At 31.4% G+C, this 16,804-nt stretch carries 19 protein-coding genes and 1 pseudogene; 15 read left to right on the forward strand and 5 right to left on the reverse strand.

Translation table 11 applies throughout. From position 1 onward, the window contains the following. A pseudogene (locus P8H50_RS03760) lies at positions 1 to 312 on the reverse strand (hypothetical protein); the annotation flags it as partial. 90 nt (positions 313 to 402) lie between these two features. Here P8H50_RS03760 and P8H50_RS03765 point away from each other — a divergent pair. The 8 genes from P8H50_RS03765 (at position 403) to ftsY (ending at position 5,318) form a co-directional block, all read left to right on the forward strand. Then, positions 403 to 1,176 (forward strand): 3'-5' exonuclease, encoded by a 774-nt coding sequence (locus P8H50_RS03765; RefSeq protein ID WP_300205757.1) that lies wholly within the window; start codon positions 403 to 405, stop codon positions 1,174 to 1,176. Positions 1,177 to 1,280: 104 nt separating this feature from the next. Beyond that, on the forward strand, positions 1,281 to 1,892 hold the full coding sequence (locus P8H50_RS03770; protein ID WP_300205759.1) for a fumarylacetoacetate hydrolase family protein: 612 nt from the start codon (positions 1,281 to 1,283) through the stop codon (positions 1,890 to 1,892). Position 1,893: 1 nt separating this feature from the next. Continuing rightward, on the forward strand, positions 1,894 to 2,235 hold the full coding sequence (locus tag P8H50_RS03775; protein ID WP_300205761.1) for an Hpt domain-containing protein: 342 nt from the start codon (positions 1,894 to 1,896) through the stop codon (positions 2,233 to 2,235). A 3-nt stretch (positions 2,236 to 2,238) separates the two neighbouring features. Further along, a complete protein-coding gene (locus tag P8H50_RS03780) occupies positions 2,239 to 3,486 on the forward strand; it encodes a CinA family nicotinamide mononucleotide deamidase-related protein (protein WP_300205763.1) in 1,248 nt (415 codons plus the stop codon). A gap of 79 nt (positions 3,487 to 3,565) precedes the next feature. Continuing rightward, positions 3,566 to 3,802, forward strand: coding sequence for a 50S ribosomal protein L28 (rpmB, locus tag P8H50_RS03785; protein WP_300205765.1), 237 nt, complete (start codon positions 3,566 to 3,568; stop codon positions 3,800 to 3,802). A gap of 27 nt (positions 3,803 to 3,829) precedes the next feature. After that, complete coding sequence (gene rpmG / locus P8H50_RS03790) at positions 3,830 to 4,012, forward strand: 50S ribosomal protein L33 (protein WP_076733668.1); 183 nt, start codon at positions 3,830 to 3,832, stop codon at positions 4,010 to 4,012. 8 nt (positions 4,013 to 4,020) lie between these two features. Beyond that, positions 4,021 to 4,173, forward strand: a complete 153-nt coding sequence (locus P8H50_RS03795) for a DUF4295 domain-containing protein (RefSeq protein WP_300205769.1) — start codon at positions 4,021 to 4,023, stop codon at positions 4,171 to 4,173. Between the two features lie 170 nt (positions 4,174 to 4,343). Then, positions 4,344 to 5,318 carry a signal recognition particle-docking protein FtsY gene (gene ftsY, locus P8H50_RS03800; RefSeq protein WP_300205771.1) on the forward strand — a complete coding sequence of 325 codons (975 nt, stop codon included), beginning with the start codon at positions 4,344 to 4,346 and terminating at the stop codon, positions 5,316 to 5,318. A gap of 407 nt (positions 5,319 to 5,725) precedes the next feature. Here ftsY and P8H50_RS03805 read toward each other — a convergent pair whose 3' ends face one another. Then, entirely contained in the window at positions 5,726 to 6,796 is a 1,071-nt protein-coding gene (locus P8H50_RS03805) for a serine hydrolase (RefSeq protein ID WP_300205773.1), read from the reverse strand. A 124-nt stretch (positions 6,797 to 6,920) separates the two neighbouring features. Between P8H50_RS03805 and rimO the strand changes: the two genes are divergently transcribed. Together rimO and P8H50_RS03815 are read left to right on the forward strand one after the other, a co-directional pair. After that, on the forward strand, positions 6,921 to 8,225 hold the full coding sequence (rimO, locus tag P8H50_RS03810; RefSeq protein ID WP_300205775.1) for a 30S ribosomal protein S12 methylthiotransferase RimO: 1,305 nt from the start codon (positions 6,921 to 6,923) through the stop codon (positions 8,223 to 8,225). A gap of 5 nt (positions 8,226 to 8,230) precedes the next feature. Next, a complete protein-coding gene (locus P8H50_RS03815; RefSeq protein ID WP_300205777.1) occupies positions 8,231 to 8,788 on the forward strand; it encodes a thioredoxin family protein in 558 nt (185 codons plus the stop codon). A gap of 16 nt (positions 8,789 to 8,804) precedes the next feature. On the opposite strand, the gene P8H50_RS03820 is transcribed toward P8H50_RS03815, so the two are convergent. Both P8H50_RS03820 and P8H50_RS03825 read right to left on the reverse strand, forming a co-directional pair. Then, positions 8,805 to 9,314 (reverse strand): hypothetical protein, encoded by a 510-nt coding sequence (locus tag P8H50_RS03820; protein ID WP_300205779.1) that lies wholly within the window; start codon positions 9,312 to 9,314, stop codon positions 8,805 to 8,807. Then, positions 9,311 to 10,201 (reverse strand): hypothetical protein, encoded by an 891-nt coding sequence (locus tag P8H50_RS03825; RefSeq protein WP_300205782.1) that lies wholly within the window; start codon positions 10,199 to 10,201, stop codon positions 9,311 to 9,313. Before P8H50_RS03825 ends, P8H50_RS03820 begins: the two co-directional genes overlap by 4 nt. A 133-nt stretch (positions 10,202 to 10,334) precedes the next feature. Between P8H50_RS03825 and P8H50_RS03830 the strand changes: the two genes are divergently transcribed. The 3 genes from P8H50_RS03830 to argS all read left to right on the forward strand — a co-directional run bounded on the left by P8H50_RS03830 (position 10,335) and on the right by argS (position 14,124). Then, complete coding sequence (locus tag P8H50_RS03830; RefSeq protein ID WP_300205784.1) at positions 10,335 to 11,186, forward strand: DUF4349 domain-containing protein; 852 nt, start codon at positions 10,335 to 10,337, stop codon at positions 11,184 to 11,186. Between the two features lie 64 nt (positions 11,187 to 11,250). Next, the gene (gene ctlX / locus P8H50_RS03835; RefSeq protein WP_300205786.1) at positions 11,251 to 12,183 is read left to right on the forward strand and encodes a citrulline utilization hydrolase CtlX; all 933 of its coding nucleotides are present in this window, start codon (positions 11,251 to 11,253) and stop codon (positions 12,181 to 12,183) included. A gap of 144 nt (positions 12,184 to 12,327) precedes the next feature. Beyond that, the gene (argS, locus tag P8H50_RS03840) at positions 12,328 to 14,124 is read left to right on the forward strand and encodes an arginine--tRNA ligase (RefSeq protein ID WP_300205788.1); all 1,797 of its coding nucleotides are present in this window, start codon (positions 12,328 to 12,330) and stop codon (positions 14,122 to 14,124) included. Between the two features lie 227 nt (positions 14,125 to 14,351). Here argS and P8H50_RS03845 read toward each other — a convergent pair whose 3' ends face one another. Then, positions 14,352 to 15,059 carry a hypothetical protein gene (locus P8H50_RS03845; protein WP_300205790.1) on the reverse strand — a complete coding sequence of 236 codons (708 nt, stop codon included), beginning with the start codon at positions 15,057 to 15,059 and terminating at the stop codon, positions 14,352 to 14,354. A 393-nt stretch (positions 15,060 to 15,452) separates the two neighbouring features. Here P8H50_RS03845 and P8H50_RS03850 point away from each other — a divergent pair, with 393 nt between their 5' ends. Further along, complete coding sequence (locus P8H50_RS03850) at positions 15,453 to 16,046, forward strand: fasciclin domain-containing protein (RefSeq protein WP_300205792.1); 594 nt, start codon at positions 15,453 to 15,455, stop codon at positions 16,044 to 16,046. A gap of 99 nt (positions 16,047 to 16,145) precedes the next feature. Continuing rightward, on the forward strand, positions 16,146 to 16,763 hold the full coding sequence (locus P8H50_RS03855; protein ID WP_300205794.1) for a SprT-like domain-containing protein: 618 nt from the start codon (positions 16,146 to 16,148) through the stop codon (positions 16,761 to 16,763). Positions 16,764 to 16,804: the final 41 nt, after the last annotated feature.

Raw genomic sequence — 16,804 nt, forward strand, 5'->3', positions numbered from 1 at the left:
AGGTGCGACTTCGTTTACTATAAAAGTAGTTGTGTATTTACCTTCTGTACCAACTAATTGTATTAAAGTTATAAGTTCTACTTTACTTTTAGCAGGAACATTCATAATTGTTGGTCTGTTACTACTGCGTCTAAAGTCTTCTGTAACCACTCTTAAAAACACATCGTAAGCAATAGAATCTGTATTAGTCGCATAAAGTTTTAAACGTTTGCCTTTCTTTTCTTCAGAGAGTTTAACAAACTCATGCTCATTTTGTGAAAAACATGAGATAGTAATAAGTAAACAAGTAAGTAGTGTTAGGTAGGTTTTCATTGTAAAATTTAAAGAATCAAAGTAAAAATAACATAATACATTTATATTTGCATAAACTGTACCAAGTTTTGGTGCAAAACTATAAATAACATGCAATTAAACCTTAAAAAACCAGTTTGCTTTTTCGATTTAGAAACTACAGGAATTAATATTTCTAAAGATAGAGTTGTAGAAATATCAATTTTAAAAGTGTTTCCTAACGGAAATAAAGAAAGTAAAACATGGTTGGTGAATCCAGAAATGCCAATTCCAGCTGAAACTTCAGCAATTCATGGCATTACAGATGCGCGTGTGGCAAACGAGCCTACGTTTAAAGCTTTGTCTAAGGAAATTAATAGCATGATTAAGGATTGCGATTTAGCAGGTTTTAACTCTAACCGCTTCGATATTCCTCTGTTGGCAGAAGAAATGCTGAGAGCAGACATGGATTTTGATATGAAAGGTAGAGTAGCAATAGATGTGCAAACTATTTTTCATAAAATGGAAAAACGTACATTAAGTGCAGCGTACAAATTTTACTGCAATAAGAGTTTAGAAAACGCACACTCTGCAGAAGCAGATACTTTAGCAACATACGAGGTTTTAAAGGCACAATTAGACCGTTATGAAGATTTAGAGAACGATTCTAAATTTCTTGCAGAGTTTAGTGCCCATAAAAAGTTTGCAGATTTTGCAGGATTTATTAATTATAATGAAGCAGGCGAAGAGTGTTTTAGTTTTGGGAAACATAAAAATAAAAAAGTACTAGATGTTCTAGATAAAGAACCTGGTTATTTTGGTTGGTTATTAAATGCCGATTTTCCTCTGTATACCAAAAAGGTGCTAACAGCAATAAAGCTAAGAGCGTTTAATAATAAGATTTAACAATAACTAATGTTTATTGCCACTTCGAGTAATTCTGAAGCATGAAGAATTGTATCGAGAAGCATTTTAAAGTTTAACAATCCAAAAAATCGAACAATCAAATTATGAAACTAATTTGCATAGGTAGAAACTACACAGATCATATTAAAGAGTTGGAAAACGAAAAACCAACAGATCCTGTTGTGTTTTTAAAACCTGACACAGCCATTTTATTGAAAAAGCAACCGTTTTTTATTCCAGAATTTTCTAACGATGTGCATCATGAAGTAGAAGTTTTGGTTAAAATTAATCGTGTAGGTAAATACATCGATAAAAAATTTGCACATAAATATTATAAAGAAATTGGATTAGGAATAGACTTTACAGCACGCGATTTACAAACCCAATTAAAAGCTAAAGGTTTGCCATGGGAAAAAGCAAAAAGTTTCGATGGAGCAGCAGTAATTGGGAGTTGGTTACCAAAAACAGCGTTTCAAGATTTAAACAATATAAATTTTAGTCTTAAAAAAAATAACCAAGTTGTACAACAAGGAAATACCAGTTTAATGTTGTGGAAAATTGATGAGATTATAGAATATGTCTCTAAATATTTTACTTTAAAGATTGGAGATGTTATATTTACAGGAACTCCAGCAGGTGTTAGTAAAGTGTTTGCTAACGATAAGTTAAAAGGATATCTAGAAGATAAAGAGCTATTTTCTATTACAGTAAAATAAAATGGAACAACATTATAAATTACATAGATTAAGAGAATTAGCAGACAATGACGAAGATTTTCTTTTAGCCTTAGCGCAAGCTTTTTTAGAAGAAGTGCCAGCAGATGCTATGTTGTTAAAACAGGCAGTAGAAAACAATAATAAGCCTCAAGCGTATCAAGTATCTCATAAAATGAAGCCAACTATAGATGTTTTCGAGCTTGGTATATTAGACAAGTTAATCGAGATTCAAGATTGGGCAAAATTCGAAAAAGAAGACGAAGACATGACCAATCAGTTAATTTTAGTCCTTGATGCTATAGAAAAAGCAACTTCAGAAATTAAAGCAGACTTTAATTTATAACAAATGCAAGCTGAAATTATAACCATTGGAGACGAAATTCTTATTGGGCAAATTGTAGATACTAACTCTGCATATATTGGTAAAGCACTAAATAGTATAGGTGTCTCTGTTTATCAAATAACATCTATTCAAGACGATAAAGAACATATTTTAAAAGCTATGGCAGAAGCCGAAGCGAATGCAGATATTGTGATTTTAACAGGTGGTCTTGGCCCAACAAAAGACGACATTACAAAACATACTATTTGTAATTACTTTAACGATGTTTTAGTACGAAATACTGCTGTTACTAAAAACATAGAACGCCTTTGGAGAGATTATATTAAAAAACCAATTCAGCAAGTAAATTTAGATCAAGCTTTAGTGCCTTCAAAAGCAAAAGTGCTTATGAATATGGTTGGTAGTGCTCCAGGAATGTGGATAGAAAAAGGAGAAAAAGTTTTTATATCTATGCCAGGAGTGCCTTTTGAAATGAAAGCATTAATGGAACAAGAGGTGCTTCCAAGGTTAAAAGTAAAATACAAGAGACCTTTTATAAAACATAAAACGCTCCTTACTTATGGTATTGGAGAAAGTGCTTTAGCAGCTATAATTGAAGATTGGGAAGATAATTTACCAAATTACGTTAAGTTAGCTTACTTACCTAATTTAGGTAAAGTAAGATTAAGACTCTCAGGCAAAGGATTTGATGAGCAAGCCTTAGATATTGAGATAGAAAAACAAGTGCAAGCTGTTTTACCACTAATAAAAGAAGTGTTTACAGGTTTTGAAGAGGATGGAGATTTAGAAGTGCTAATAGCAAAAAAACTAATAGAACATAAAAAAACGCTTTCTGTTGCAGAAAGCTGTACAGGTGGAAAACTAGCAGAAATCTTTACGCAACACGCTGGTGCATCGTCTTATTTTAAAGGTGGTTTAATAACATATGCAACGCAAATAAAAATAGATGTTTTAGGTGTAGAAGAAGCATTAATAAATAAGTACTCGGTAGTAAGTACTCAAGTTGCAGAAGCGATGGCAAAACAGTGTAGAATATTATATGCTTCAGACTATGCAATAGCAACAACAGGAAATGCAGGACCTACAAAAGGAGATGCAAATGCAGAAATAGGTACTGTTTATATAGCGATAGCATCAAAAAAACATGTTATTTCACAGAAATTAAACCTTGGAAATAACCGAACAAGAGTAATAAATAAGGCGGTAAATAAGGCTTTAGAGCTTCTTCAAAAAGAAATTTTTAAAAATTGATAAAAAAACAGATTGTCAATACTAAAACATTTCATATATTTGCACCTCGAATTTTAATAACAATTTAAAGTTATAAGTAATGTCAAGAGTTTGTGAACTTACAGGAAAGAAAGCAATGGTTGGAAACAACGTATCGCATGCAATGAATAGAACAAAGCGTAAATTTAACGCGAACTTAATCAAAAAACGTTTTTTTCTTCCTGAAGAAGATAAGTGGGTAACTTTAAAAGTGTCTACCTCTGCTTTAAAAACAATCAATAAGATTGGTATCTCAGCAATGTTAAAAGATGCAAGATCTAATGGATTTTATAAATAATAGCCAAGCTATATAAGGAATAAGAAAATGGCAAAAAAAGGAAACAGAGTACAAGTAATATTAGAATGCACAGAGCATAAAGAATCTGGACAACCAGGAACTTCTCGTTATATTACAACTAAGAATAAAAAGAACACACCAGATAGAATGGAGATTAAGAAATTTAATCCAATCTTGAAGAAAATGACTGTTCATAAAGAAATTAAATAAATAAAGGAATGGCAAAGAAAACCGTAGCGTCTTTACAGACATCGTCAAAAAGATTGTCTAAAGCAATCAGAATGGAAAAATCTCCAAAAACAGGAGCCTACATGTTTGTAGAAGCAATTATGGCACCAGAATTTGTAGATAATTTCTTGAACAAGAAATAAACTATATCCTATACAATACATCAAAGCTGCTTTCTTTAAAGAAAGCAGCTTTTTTAATTTCAAAATATTACGTTTCTTTACAATTATTAATGACAAAGTAGCAGTTTTTTAAAAAAGGCTTAACTATTGTTATTTACTAAACTATTCACCATACAATAGGAAAACAACAGATGAGTTTTTTTAAAAAAATATTTTCTTCAGAAAAAAAAGAAACTTTAGACAAAGGTTTAGAGAAAACAAGCACCAGCTTTTTAGGTAAACTAAGTAAAGCAGTCGCAGGAAAGTCTAAAGTAGATGACGACGTTTTAGATAATTTAGAAGAAGTACTAGTTTCTAGTGATGTAGGTGTAAATACAACACTTAAAATAATTACACGTATAGAAGAACGTGTTGCAAAAGATAAATATTTAGGAACAGATGAACTTAATAAAATACTTCGTGAAGAAATTGCAGGTTTATTAAGTAAAACCAATTCTGGTGAAGAAACAGAATACACCATACCACAATTACCAAAACAAAACAACGGAAGTAAAACACCTTACGTATTAATGGTTGTTGGTGTTAATGGTGTTGGTAAAACAACAACCATTGGCAAATTAGCATACCAGTTTAAAAAGCAAGGTCTAAAAGTTGTACTTGGTGCAGCAGATACTTTTAGAGCAGCTGCAATAGATCAACTTCAAGTTTGGGCAGATAGAGTAGATGTGCCAATGGTACGACAAGACATGGGAAGCGATCCAGCTAGTGTTGCTTTTGATGCTTTAGAGTCTGGAGTAAATCAAAATGCAGATGTTATTATTATTGATACTGCTGGACGTTTGCATAATAAAGTTAATTTAATGAACGAGTTAACTAAAGTAAAACGCGTGATGCAAAAAGTAGTTGGCGATGCGCCACATGATGTTTTATTGGTTTTAGATGGCTCTACTGGTCAAAACGCATTTGAGCAAGCAAAACAGTTTACAGCTGCAACAGAGGTAACTTCTTTAGCAGTTACTAAACTAGACGGAACAGCAAAAGGTGGAGTAGTTATTGGTATTAGCGACCAGTTTCAAATTCCAGTAAAGTATATTGGTGTTGGTGAAGGTATTGAAGACTTACAAGTTTTTAATAAATATGAGTTTGTAGATTCGTTTTTTAAGTAATTAATTCTAATTAAAACTTCAAAAGAAAACAACGTTTTCAACGCTTTAACACAACCAAAACATCTAAACAATTGGTGGACATTAAAATCTACAGGAAAGCCAGAATTGAGTGAAGAATACAATCTTAATTTTGCAGATAAATACAATTAGTATTGTAAAGTTTCTAAACTTAAGCAAAATGAATCAATTTATTTAAAAAGGACAGCTGCTGATGCAGATTGGAATCCTACTACTTTTGGTTTCCATTTAGAAACTCATGAATACATTGCATTGTTGAAATTTACGCATACTAATTGGCAAAAGAATAATCACGAGTTTCGTAACACTTCCTATTTCTGGGCTTTATTACTTAAAGGCTTAAAAAAATATATCGAAACTGGTGTTGTAGTATTATTTGAGGTTCGCAATTAATTTATTACTAAATTAATTTTGGCCCATAAATCGTTATCAAAAGTGGAGAGACCAAAATTAGAATCGTCTGCAGCTTCTCCCATTCTAACAATAACTAGGTCTTTGCTAGGTACAACATATATTTTTTGGTCATTTTTACCTAAAGCAGCATACATATCGTTTGGTGCATTGGGAATTAAAGCGCCATTAAATTCAAACTGCGTTTGTGGTAAATGAAAAGTATTCTTTCCGTTAAGCCACCATAAATAGCCATACGCTTCATTAATATCTTGAGAGGTTGAGGTGGCTTGATCTAAAAAGTTACTTGAAACTATTTCTGAGTTTTCCCACGTTCCATTAGCAGACATTAGCAAACCAAAACGTGCCATGCTTCTTGTATTACTCCAATACACACTTAAATCGCCTAAAGAAATCCAGCTTCCAGACATGCCTATTTTATCTCTTAGTTTTGTGTTAAAATAGTTAGACCAACTTTGGTTAGTGGCTTGTGCAACCACATCTTGCATTTTTACATAAACGTTATGGTAAGCCCATCTTTCGCCAGCATCTGTTATATATTGAAGGTTTTCTGGCGCAACCACATCTCCTAAACTATCATCTAAACCAGAGTTCATAGAAAGTAAGTTTTTGCAAGTAATCAAGTTTTCTTTTTCTAAAGAAGCGCTAGTCCAACCAGTACCTAAATAAGTAGACACCTTATTGTTTATATTTATAAGGCCTTCATCTTGTGCAATACCAGAAACAGCAGTAGTTAATGTTTTTCCTGCACTTGCCCAATACCAATTGGCATTTTCATTATGAGTATTGAAATACTGTTCTACTACAATTTTACCATTATGAAGTACAATAAATCCTTTAGAGTTTTTGTCTTCTAAGAAATCTAAAAGTGGTTGTAATGCGTTTGTATTCCAATTCAAATCATTTGGAGATGTAGTTTCCCAAACATCAGAATTTAAAGGAGGAAAATAAGTAGTTTCAGGAGTAGAAATATTTGCTTGAGGTTCTTCATTTTCTGAAGAACAGCTAACAATAACAAAAACTAAAAGTATTAAATTTTTAAATTTCAAAATCGATGTATTTAAATTAGGACTACCAAATTCACAAAAGGTTTAAATAGTAGATCTCTTAAATATAAATTCTGCAATCGTAAATCGTAAATCATTGCGTATCTTTGCAGACCAAAATTAAGATATGCGCACGAAGTCACTTAAAAAGAACAAAATCAATGTAATAACATTAGGCTGTAGTAAAAATGTTTACGACAGCGAAGTGTTAATGGGACAGCTTAAAGCCAGTGGTAAAGATGTTGTACATGAAGAGGAAGGCAATATTGTAGTTATTAATACCTGTGGTTTTATTAATAATGCTAAGGAAGAAAGTGTAAATACCATTTTGGAATACATGCAAAAAAAAGAAGATGGAGACGTAGATAAGGTGTTTGTAACAGGATGCTTGTCTGAACGCTATAAACCAGATTTACAAAAAGAAATACCTAACGTCGATCAATATTTTGGAACTACAGAATTACCAGGACTTTTAAAAGCATTAGGAGCAGATTATAAGCATGAACTTATAGGTGAACGTTTAACTACAACACCTAAAAATTATGCCTATTTAAAAATTGCTGAAGGTTGCGATAGACCATGTAGTTTTTGTGCCATCCCTTTAATGCGGGGTAAACACAAGAGTAAACCTATAGAGCATTTAGTAACTGAAGCTGAAAAACTTGCAGCTAACGGTGTTAAAGAATTGGTGCTTATTGCACAAGATTTAACGTATTATGGATTAGATTTATATAAAAAACGAAACCTTGCAGAGTTACTAGAAAATCTTGTAAAAATTGAAGGTATCGAGTGGATTCGTTTGCATTATGCATTTCCTACAGGTTTTCCTATGGATGTGCTTGATGTTATGAAGCGTGAGCCAAAAGTGTGTAATTATTTAGATATACCATTACAACATATAAACGACGAACTTTTAAAAAGTATGCGTCGTGGAACAACACACGAAAAAACGACTAAACTATTAAAGGAGTTTAGAGCAAAAGTACCAGAAATGACAATTCGTACCACTTTAATTGTTGGTTATCCTGGAGAAACTCAAGAAAATTTCGAAGAACTTAGAGAGTGGGTTCGCGAGATGCGTTTTGAACGTTTAGGTTGTTTTACTTATTCTCATGAAGAAAACACGCACGCTTTTAATTTGGAAGACAATGTGCCACAAGAGGTAAAACAAGAACGTGCCAATGAAATTATGGAAATTCAATCTCAAATCTCTTGGGAATTGAATCAAGAAAAAATAGGTCAGGAATTTAAAGTCGTTATCGATAGAAAAGAAGGCGAATATTTTGTTGGTAGAACCGAATTCGACTCTCCAGATGTTGATAATGAAGTCTTAATAGATGCAACAAAAACCTATTTAAAAACAGGTGAATTTGCAACAGTAAAAGTAATTGAAGCAGCAGATTTCGATTTGTATGCAGAGGTAGTACAATAAATTATATGGCACTTACAGAGTCTAATACTTTTGAAAACGGAACATTTGCACCTGAATTCGCTTTGCCTGATGTGGTTTCTGGAAAAACAGTAACGCTTCAAGAATTAAAAGGTGCTAAAGGTACTGTGGTTATGTTTATTTGTAATCATTGTCCATTTGTAATTCATGTAAACCAAAAGTTGATTGCTTTAGCAAATACATATTTAACTCAAGGTATAAGTTTTATTGCCATTAGTAGTAACGATGTTGAGAATTATCCACAGGATAGTCCAGAATTAATGCAACATCTAGCAGCTAATTTAAAGTATCCTTTTCCATATTTGTACGATGAAACACAAGAAGTAGCCAAAGCTTACAATGCTGCTTGTACTCCAGATTTTTATGTGTTTGATGCCAATTTAAAAGCTACTTATCATGGCCAATTAGATGGCTCTAGACCAGGAAATGATATTCCAGTTACAGGTGAGGATTTAAGGCAAGCAATAAATGCTGTTTTAAATAATGAGTCACCTCTAGAAAACCAAAAACCTAGTATTGGTTGTGGTATTAAGTGGAAACAATAGTTCTAGAAAGTAATGATTACTTTATTTTATTAAATCTAACCTTTCTAGACTGCATTTGTTTTCCATTTAGTTCTACACCATGAGTGGTAACTTCTGCCCAAATAGAATCTTGTTTTATGTCGTTTTTTGATATTAAGTCAAAAGTAATCTTCATTTTTTCGATAGTATCGTTAAGTTTAATAATAGCTCCTTGTAGTTCAATGTTTTTAATTAATACGTCTTCGATTGTTTTATAATTAGAAAGCGAATCTTTAGTATAATTTTTAAGCTGAGATTTTATTTCCTCACTAAATTCAGGATGCTTATTTTGTAAAGCAATTAAGTCTAAAAACTCTTGAAGCTTTTCTGTGGTCATGTTTTTGTATAGAAAAGTAGTATTGTTTTCTGTGTTTTTTTCAACCAACATCTCTTCAACTTCCATCTCAACAGATTCTGTTGCATGCTCTAAAGTATCAGAACTTTTTGCTGTTTCACTTTTACAAGAAACTATAATGAAAACAATAAAAATTAAGCGTATATTTTTCATTTTACAATAAATTTTAGTGTTTCAATTTTTCCGTTAGCAATTGTTTTATCAAGTATTTCTATTGTTTCTAGGCTTTTTGTTGGTATGGTTAGTAGGTTTATAAATTCATTTTTAGAATACAATTCAATATCCATATTGTTTTTAAAAAGTCTGTAAATTTTTGCGTCATTAGCAATTAATGCTTTAAGTTTTTCGATGTGAACTTTCCAATCTTTAATATTTCCGTTGGCATAGTAATGCAACATTAACGCATAATCATCTGGTTTTACTTTTACAATTTGGTTATAGTTAGAGTTTATGTTTCTTACAATAGTATCTGTTTTATGGTAAGGCGATTGCACTACAAATTTTATAATATCGTTTTTTGTTTTAAAAGAAAAACAACCAGCACTATCTGTTTTAAAATAAATAGGAGACTCGTTATCTTGTAATATTTTTATATCTAATGGAATAGAAGTGATGTTTTCATTTTTAATAGCATCCATAAAACAAAACTCAAAAGTATTTTTAGAATTGCCATAAAATACAATCATTAAAAGTGGAATAATAGACAAGAGCCATAATTTCGACACTTTTTTCTTTTTAGATTTTGTTACTTTTAAGCTGTGTTCTGCTTTAAAAGCGCTCCAGTTTTTATAATCTATATAAGTACTTAGTAGATTTAAAACATCTATTCTTGGTAATTTTTCAGGCTCGTTTTTAATATAAGTATAAAACCATTTCTCGCTAACTTTTCCTTTAACCTTATCGAATAAATCGTTTTGGAAAGCACTTATATCTTCGCCTTTCCAATCTTCAATTGGAACGTTAGAGCGATTACGCTTTAAAAAAGAAGCTTCAATAGCTTTTTTTAAGTGTTTAAAAAGATGTTGATCTTCTGTGTTCAAATTACTCTATTGGTCTAAAAATTAGTGCTTTAAAAATTGTAAAACGTTTTGCAAAAGGTTTACAAGTGTTTTTCAAAAGAAAAACAACTTATGGTTATACGTTTGCTCTAGTAATCTTTAAAAATATAAAATTATGAAAGCAATGAACGTAAAAAACAGATTTAAAATTTTAGTAATAGTGCTATTTACATTAGTATGTTGCTGTAATCAAAAGGAATACAAAGAATCTGTGGCAGCAGAAAGTGTTGATATTAGTAACGATTTTGAAATGGTAAAAGAAGAAAAAGTCGTTTCAAAATTCACCAATAATCAAAACAATGTGCCTTTAGATTTAAAAATCATTAAAACAGCATCTGCTAGATATAAGGTGAATAATGTGGCCAATGCAACGCGAAGAATTAAAGTAATAGCACAACAGCATGGTGCTTATATTTCGGACTTAAGATTCGATAACAATTTGTACAGGAAAGAAAACAGGTTTACCATTAAAGTGCCACAAAAGTATTTTGATAGCGTAATGGATTCTGTAAATACAGTTGTAGATTTTGTAGAGTACGAAAACATAACAACAAAAGATGTTACTGAAGAGTATATAGACCTTGAAACCAGGCTTAAAACTAAACGAGAAGTCAAAGCGCGATATGAAGCTATTTTACGCAAAAACGCAAAAACAGTAGAAGACATCTTACTTACAGAAGACAAACTGCGAATTATTCAAGAGGAAATAGAATCTGCTCAAGGACGTTTAAAATACTTAAGTAGTAAAGTGGCTTTTAGTACCATTCAAATAGATTTATACGAATCTGTAGAATATGTTGAAGAGCCTGAAGCTTACACCAAAACATTTTTAGATGAAACAAAGCAAGGTTTGGCCAATGGTTGGTGTTTTATTGAGTCTTTTGTGATTGTATTAGTTAATATTTGGCCTCTATTAATAATTGGTTTAATAATCTTCTTTTGGCTGAAAAAAAGACTTAAAAAATAAATGTGATAAAATATAGAATAAATAATTTTCTTATTCTCTATTTTTACAACATAAACTAAAGATAATGCAACAAACTACAAATACCATATTAATGATTCGTCCTGTTCATTTTAGAATGAACGAGCAGACAGCGATTAATAATTATTTTCAAGAGGATTTAGACCTTAAAAATGCTGAAATTAATGCAAAAGCACAACAAGAATTTGATGCTTATGTAGAAAAGTTAAGAGCAGTAGGTGTTAATGTAATTGTAGAAGATGATGACAAATTAATGGATACTCCAGATTCTATTTTCCCAAATAATTGGGTGAGTTTTCATGAAAATGGTAATGTAGGTTTGTATCCTATGTTTGCAGAAAACAGAAGAAAAGAGCGCAGAGAAGAAGTTTTTATGCGTTTAGAGAAAGAAGGTTTTAAAATCAATAATATAATAGATTATACCGAAGCAGAAAACGAAGGTGTTTTTTTAGAAGGTACAGGAAGTTTGTTGCTAGATCGTGTAAACGATAAAGCCTATTGTGCATTATCACCAAGAGCAGACGAAAGTTTATTTATTGAATTTTGTGAAGATTTTGAATACACACCAATTGTATTCACTGCAAACCAAACGGTAGATGGTAAACGTATGCCTATTTACCATACTAATGTTATGATGTGTTTAGCAGAAACATTTGCTGTTATTTGTTTAGAAACTATAGACGATAAAAAAGAACGTAAAAACGTATTAAAAAACCTTACTGAAGATAATAAGGAGATTATAAAAATTACTGAAGAGCAGATGGCTAATTTTGCTGGCAATATGTTACAAGTAAAAGGGAAAGACGATAAGCGTTATTTAATTATGAGTCAGGCAGCTTACAATTCTCTAACTCAAGCGCAAATAAATAAAATAGAAAAACACTGTGCCATTTTATCAAGCTCACTAGAAACTATTGAAACTTGTGGAGGCGGAAGCGCACGTTGTATGATGGCAGAAGTCTTTTTGCCAAAAGCATAATTTAACTCTATTACTATAAATTTAGGCAGTTCTACACCAAGAACTGCCTTTTTTTATGGTGTATTAACTTATAGAGATATTAAAACTATATCTCTATTTAGAGCAATTAATGCTATATTTGTGCCTTTAAAATAACAATCACAAATGAGCCTTCAAACACTACTTACAAAAGCAGTTAAACAAGCTGTTAAAACGGTATACAATGCCGATTTAGAAACCGTAGAATTTCAAGCAACACGTAAAGAGTTTGCAGGAGATATTACTGTAGTTGTGTTTCCTATGTTGCGAGTAGTAAAAGGTAATCCTGTACAAATAGGAGAGGCTATTGGTGACTTTTTAGTGCAAAATGTAGAGGAAGTTAAAGCGTTTAATGTTGTAAAAGGTTTTTTAAATGTTGAAATTGTAGATGCTTATTATCTCAACGTCTTTAATATTTTAAAGGCAGACAAGAATTTTGGTGTTTTACAACCTAAAACTAAAGATCATGCTGTAATGGTGGAATACTCATCACCAAATACCAACAAGCCATTGCATTTAGGCCACATACGTAACAACCTTTTAGGTTATAGTGTTGCCGAAATTATTAAAGCCTCTGGAAAGACCGTTTACAAAACACAAATTATTAACGATCGTGGTATTCATATTTGTAAAAGTATGTTGGCTTGGCAACGTTATGGTAAAGGCGAAACTCCAAAGTCTACAGGTTTAAAAGGCGATAAGCTAGTAGGTAATTATTATGTAAAGTTCGACCAAGAATATAAAAAGGAGATTGCAGTATTAATTGCTGAAGGTAAAACTGAAGACGAAGCAAAAAAGGAAGCACCAATTTTACTCGAAGCCCAACAAATGCTTCAAAAATGGGAAGCTGGAGATAAAAAAGTAGTAGCACTTTGGGAGAGCATGAACCAATGGGTTTATAAAGGTTTCGATGTTACTTATAAAAATTTAGGTGTCGATTTTGATAAACTGTATTACGAAAGCCAAACCTATTTATTAGGAAAAGAATTTGTAAACGAAGGACTAAGAACCAATGTGTTTTATAAAAAAGAAGACGGTTCTGTGTGGTGCGATTTAACCGAAGATGGACTCGACGAAAAAATAGTTTTACGTAGCGATGGTACAGCAGTGTACATGACACAAGATATTGGTACTGCAATACAACGTGCAAAAGATTTTCCAAACGTTGGTGGTATGGTGTATGCCGTTGGAAACGAGCAAGATTATCATTTTCAAGTGTTGTTTTTAATTCTGAAAAAATTAGGATTCGACTGGGCTAAAAATCTATTTCATTTAAGTTATGGAATGGTAGATTTACCTAGCGGAAAAATGAAGAGTAGAGAAGGAACCGTTGTTGATGCAGACGATTTAATAGCAGATATGACATCTACAGCTCAAGACATCTCAGAAGAGTTAGGGAAACTTGACGGTTACAGTGATGAAGAAAAAAGCGAGCTATATAAAACCATAGGTTTAGGTGCTTTAAAATACTATATTTTAAAAGTAGACCCTAAAAAACGTATTTTGTTCGACCCTAAAGAGTCTATAGATTTTCAAGGTAATACAGGACCTTTTATTCAATATACTTATGCTAGAATACAATCTATTTTACGAAAAGCTAAAGTTGGAAATGATAACCTTCCTAATGCTGTTGAAGTTTCTATTGAAGAACTTCATGAAAAAGAAAAAAACTTATTAAAACAATTACAATTGTTTCCAGAAGTAATACAAAACGCAGCAGCAAACCACAGTCCAGCTTTAATAGCAAACTATACTTACGATTTGGTAAAAGACTATAATTCTTTCTTTCAAAACCTACCTATTGTAATGGGTAACCATAATGAAAACTCTGTTGCATTTAGAGTGCAATTGTCTCAAGTTGTTGGTAATATCATTAAAAATGGGTTTAAATTATTAGGGATTTCGGTTCCTGAGCGTATGTAATAGGCTTTAATATAAATTTAAAAATCCCAAAACATAAATTTATGTTTTGGGATTTTTTTGGAGTTTCGTTTAAGGGTTATTATAAGATTAGTTGCGTGGTTTGGCAATTAACTTTGCAAGTACACAACGAGTTGGAAATTCCGCAGGAATTTCAAAAATAGGCGAGGACAAGCAATTACATTTGGCCATTGTTGGCAACTGGCTTTTTTAGTTAGTATTGTTAAAGATTAATCAGGTCTTTCAGGAATATAAACAACATCAACTTCTACATTATTTCCATATTTTACTATGATAGAACATAATACAGAAACACTTTTACCATTATTAGTAGCAGGTTTCATTACAGGCATTTTTCTAAGCACTCTTAAGATTTCTGCCTGAACGTTTACTTCTGAATTTCTCACTTTCATGCCAGTTAAATTTCCGTTTTCGTTGATTATAAAAAATGCTTCTACCAGTTTTGGTTCTGAAAGATTTAAATCTTTAGATAAATTCAAGTTAAACTCTCGTTCAATAAATGTCGACACTTTATTATTAAAACATTCTCTTGTTTCTTCTATCGATAGTTCTTCACAACCAATATAAACTGGAACAATTTCTACATCCTTTAATATCATACTATTGTCAGTAGTATAAGTTGCTAAACCATCATCATGTGACACAATGCTACATAAACTTAATAAAGCCTGTTCCTCTACTTCTGTCATATTTCCTTGTGCCATCACTTGTTCCTGAACAGCATTTATCTTCATTATTAATTCACTTTCTGTGTTTATCGAAGCGCTAGGTGAATCCTTGCAAGAAATACATAAGAAACCTAAAGAGATGATTGAAATATATACTAAATTTTGTGTGCTTTTTCTTCTTTTCATACTGAATTTCATAATTTTATTTTTTTGCCAAAGTGTTAGAGCTATGTTTTTAAATTTTCTCATAATATTAAATTTAAAGCTAAAATATTCATAATTTGGGTTTGAAAAATGGGAAAAGCGATATATGACAGGATTGTATAGTGAATCAACAATTTTGTATTGTTGAATTACAAGTAAAATGTCAATTGAGACATGATTTTATTCTGACTAACATACTAAATGGTTTTGAGTTTCTGCGGAGCTTGTTGCCAATGCCATGATAAAAAAGCATTTCAATGTTTTTTATCAGATGTAAACGAAGTTAATTTAAAAAAACTAAAAAGTCAAATCACCTACTTTATTAATACTTTGAGCTAAAATTTATTTTGTTTAAAAATTTTAACTAAACTTTAAACAAAATTTAAGAGTATTACATAATTTCCTATCTAAATTTGTATAAACTTAAAAATTAAATTTATGAAAACTAAAAATGTATTATTAGCTTTTGCAGTTGTAGGTCTAGTAGGATTTACTTCTTGTAAAGAAGAACAAAAAGAAGTAGAAACTGTAACAGAAGAAGTTGCACAAAATGTTGAACAAGTTGTAGAAGAAGTGCAAGATACACCTAACATAGTAGGTGTGGCTGCAGGAAACGATAGCTTTTCTACACTAGTAGCAGCAGTTAAAGCGGCAGAATTAGTAGAAACTTTAAGTAGTGAAGGACCATTTACTGTATTTGCTCCAACAAACGATGCTTTTAACGCCTTACCAGAAGGAACAGTACCAACTTTATTGGAAGCAGAAAACAAAGGGAAATTAACTTCTATTTTAACTTATCATGTTGTTTCTGGAAACTTTGATGCTGCGTCTGTTATACAAGCAGTTAAAGATAATAATGGAACATTTACTGTTAAAACTGTACAAGGTCAAGACCTAAGTATTATGGTTGTAGATGGTAAAGTAATGTTACAAGACGCTAACGGAAACAAATCTACAGTAGTTATTGCAGATGTTAAAGCGTCGAATGGAACTATACACGCTATAGATTCTGTTATAATGCCTAAAGAATAATATTAGTAATTTTTTATTGGTTAGTTATTAATATTCTTAAATGCTTGAGTCGAAAGATTCAAGCATTTTTTTTCATATGTATTCCTTACTTTTGCTGTAATGCAAAACACACTTCAAAACCACATTCCAGAAGAAGCCATACAAAAAGTCATGCAACTTTTAGAACATGATGATTTATTGGTTTTAATAAAAAACGAGCGTAAAACCAGACATGGTGATTATAGAAAATTACCAAATGGTAAACACCAAATTACCATAAACAATAACCTTAATAAATATCGTTTTTTAATTACGCTTATACATGAAATTGCGCATTTTGAAGCTTATAAAAATTATGGTAAGTTTATAAAACCGCATGGTTTAGAATGGAAACGTACTTTTCAACACCTCATGTTGCCATTTATAAATCCAGACGTATTTCCATTAAAGGTTTTACCATTAATAGCAAAGCATTTTAAAAACCCAAAAGCATCTAGCGATACAGATTCAAATTTAGCAATGGCTTTAAAACAGTTTGATTTACACAACAATAAAACATATATTTTTGAAGTACCAATAGGTACTGTTTTTAAATTCAGAAATAGAAAGACTTTTAAAAAAGTAAAAAAACGCGTAAAACGTTTTGAATGTGTTGAAATTAGTACAGGAAAAGTGTATCTTTTCAGTCCTAATGCTGAGATTGAGCTAGTACCTTCTTTAGAAGTGGTCTCAAATTAAAATTAGTGAGAATAATAGAAACAGTAAGCAATTTACATTCG

The sequence above is a fragment of the Lacinutrix sp. genome (assembly GCF_029238095.1).
Taxonomy (GTDB): domain Bacteria; phylum Bacteroidota; class Bacteroidia; order Flavobacteriales; family Flavobacteriaceae; genus Lacinutrix.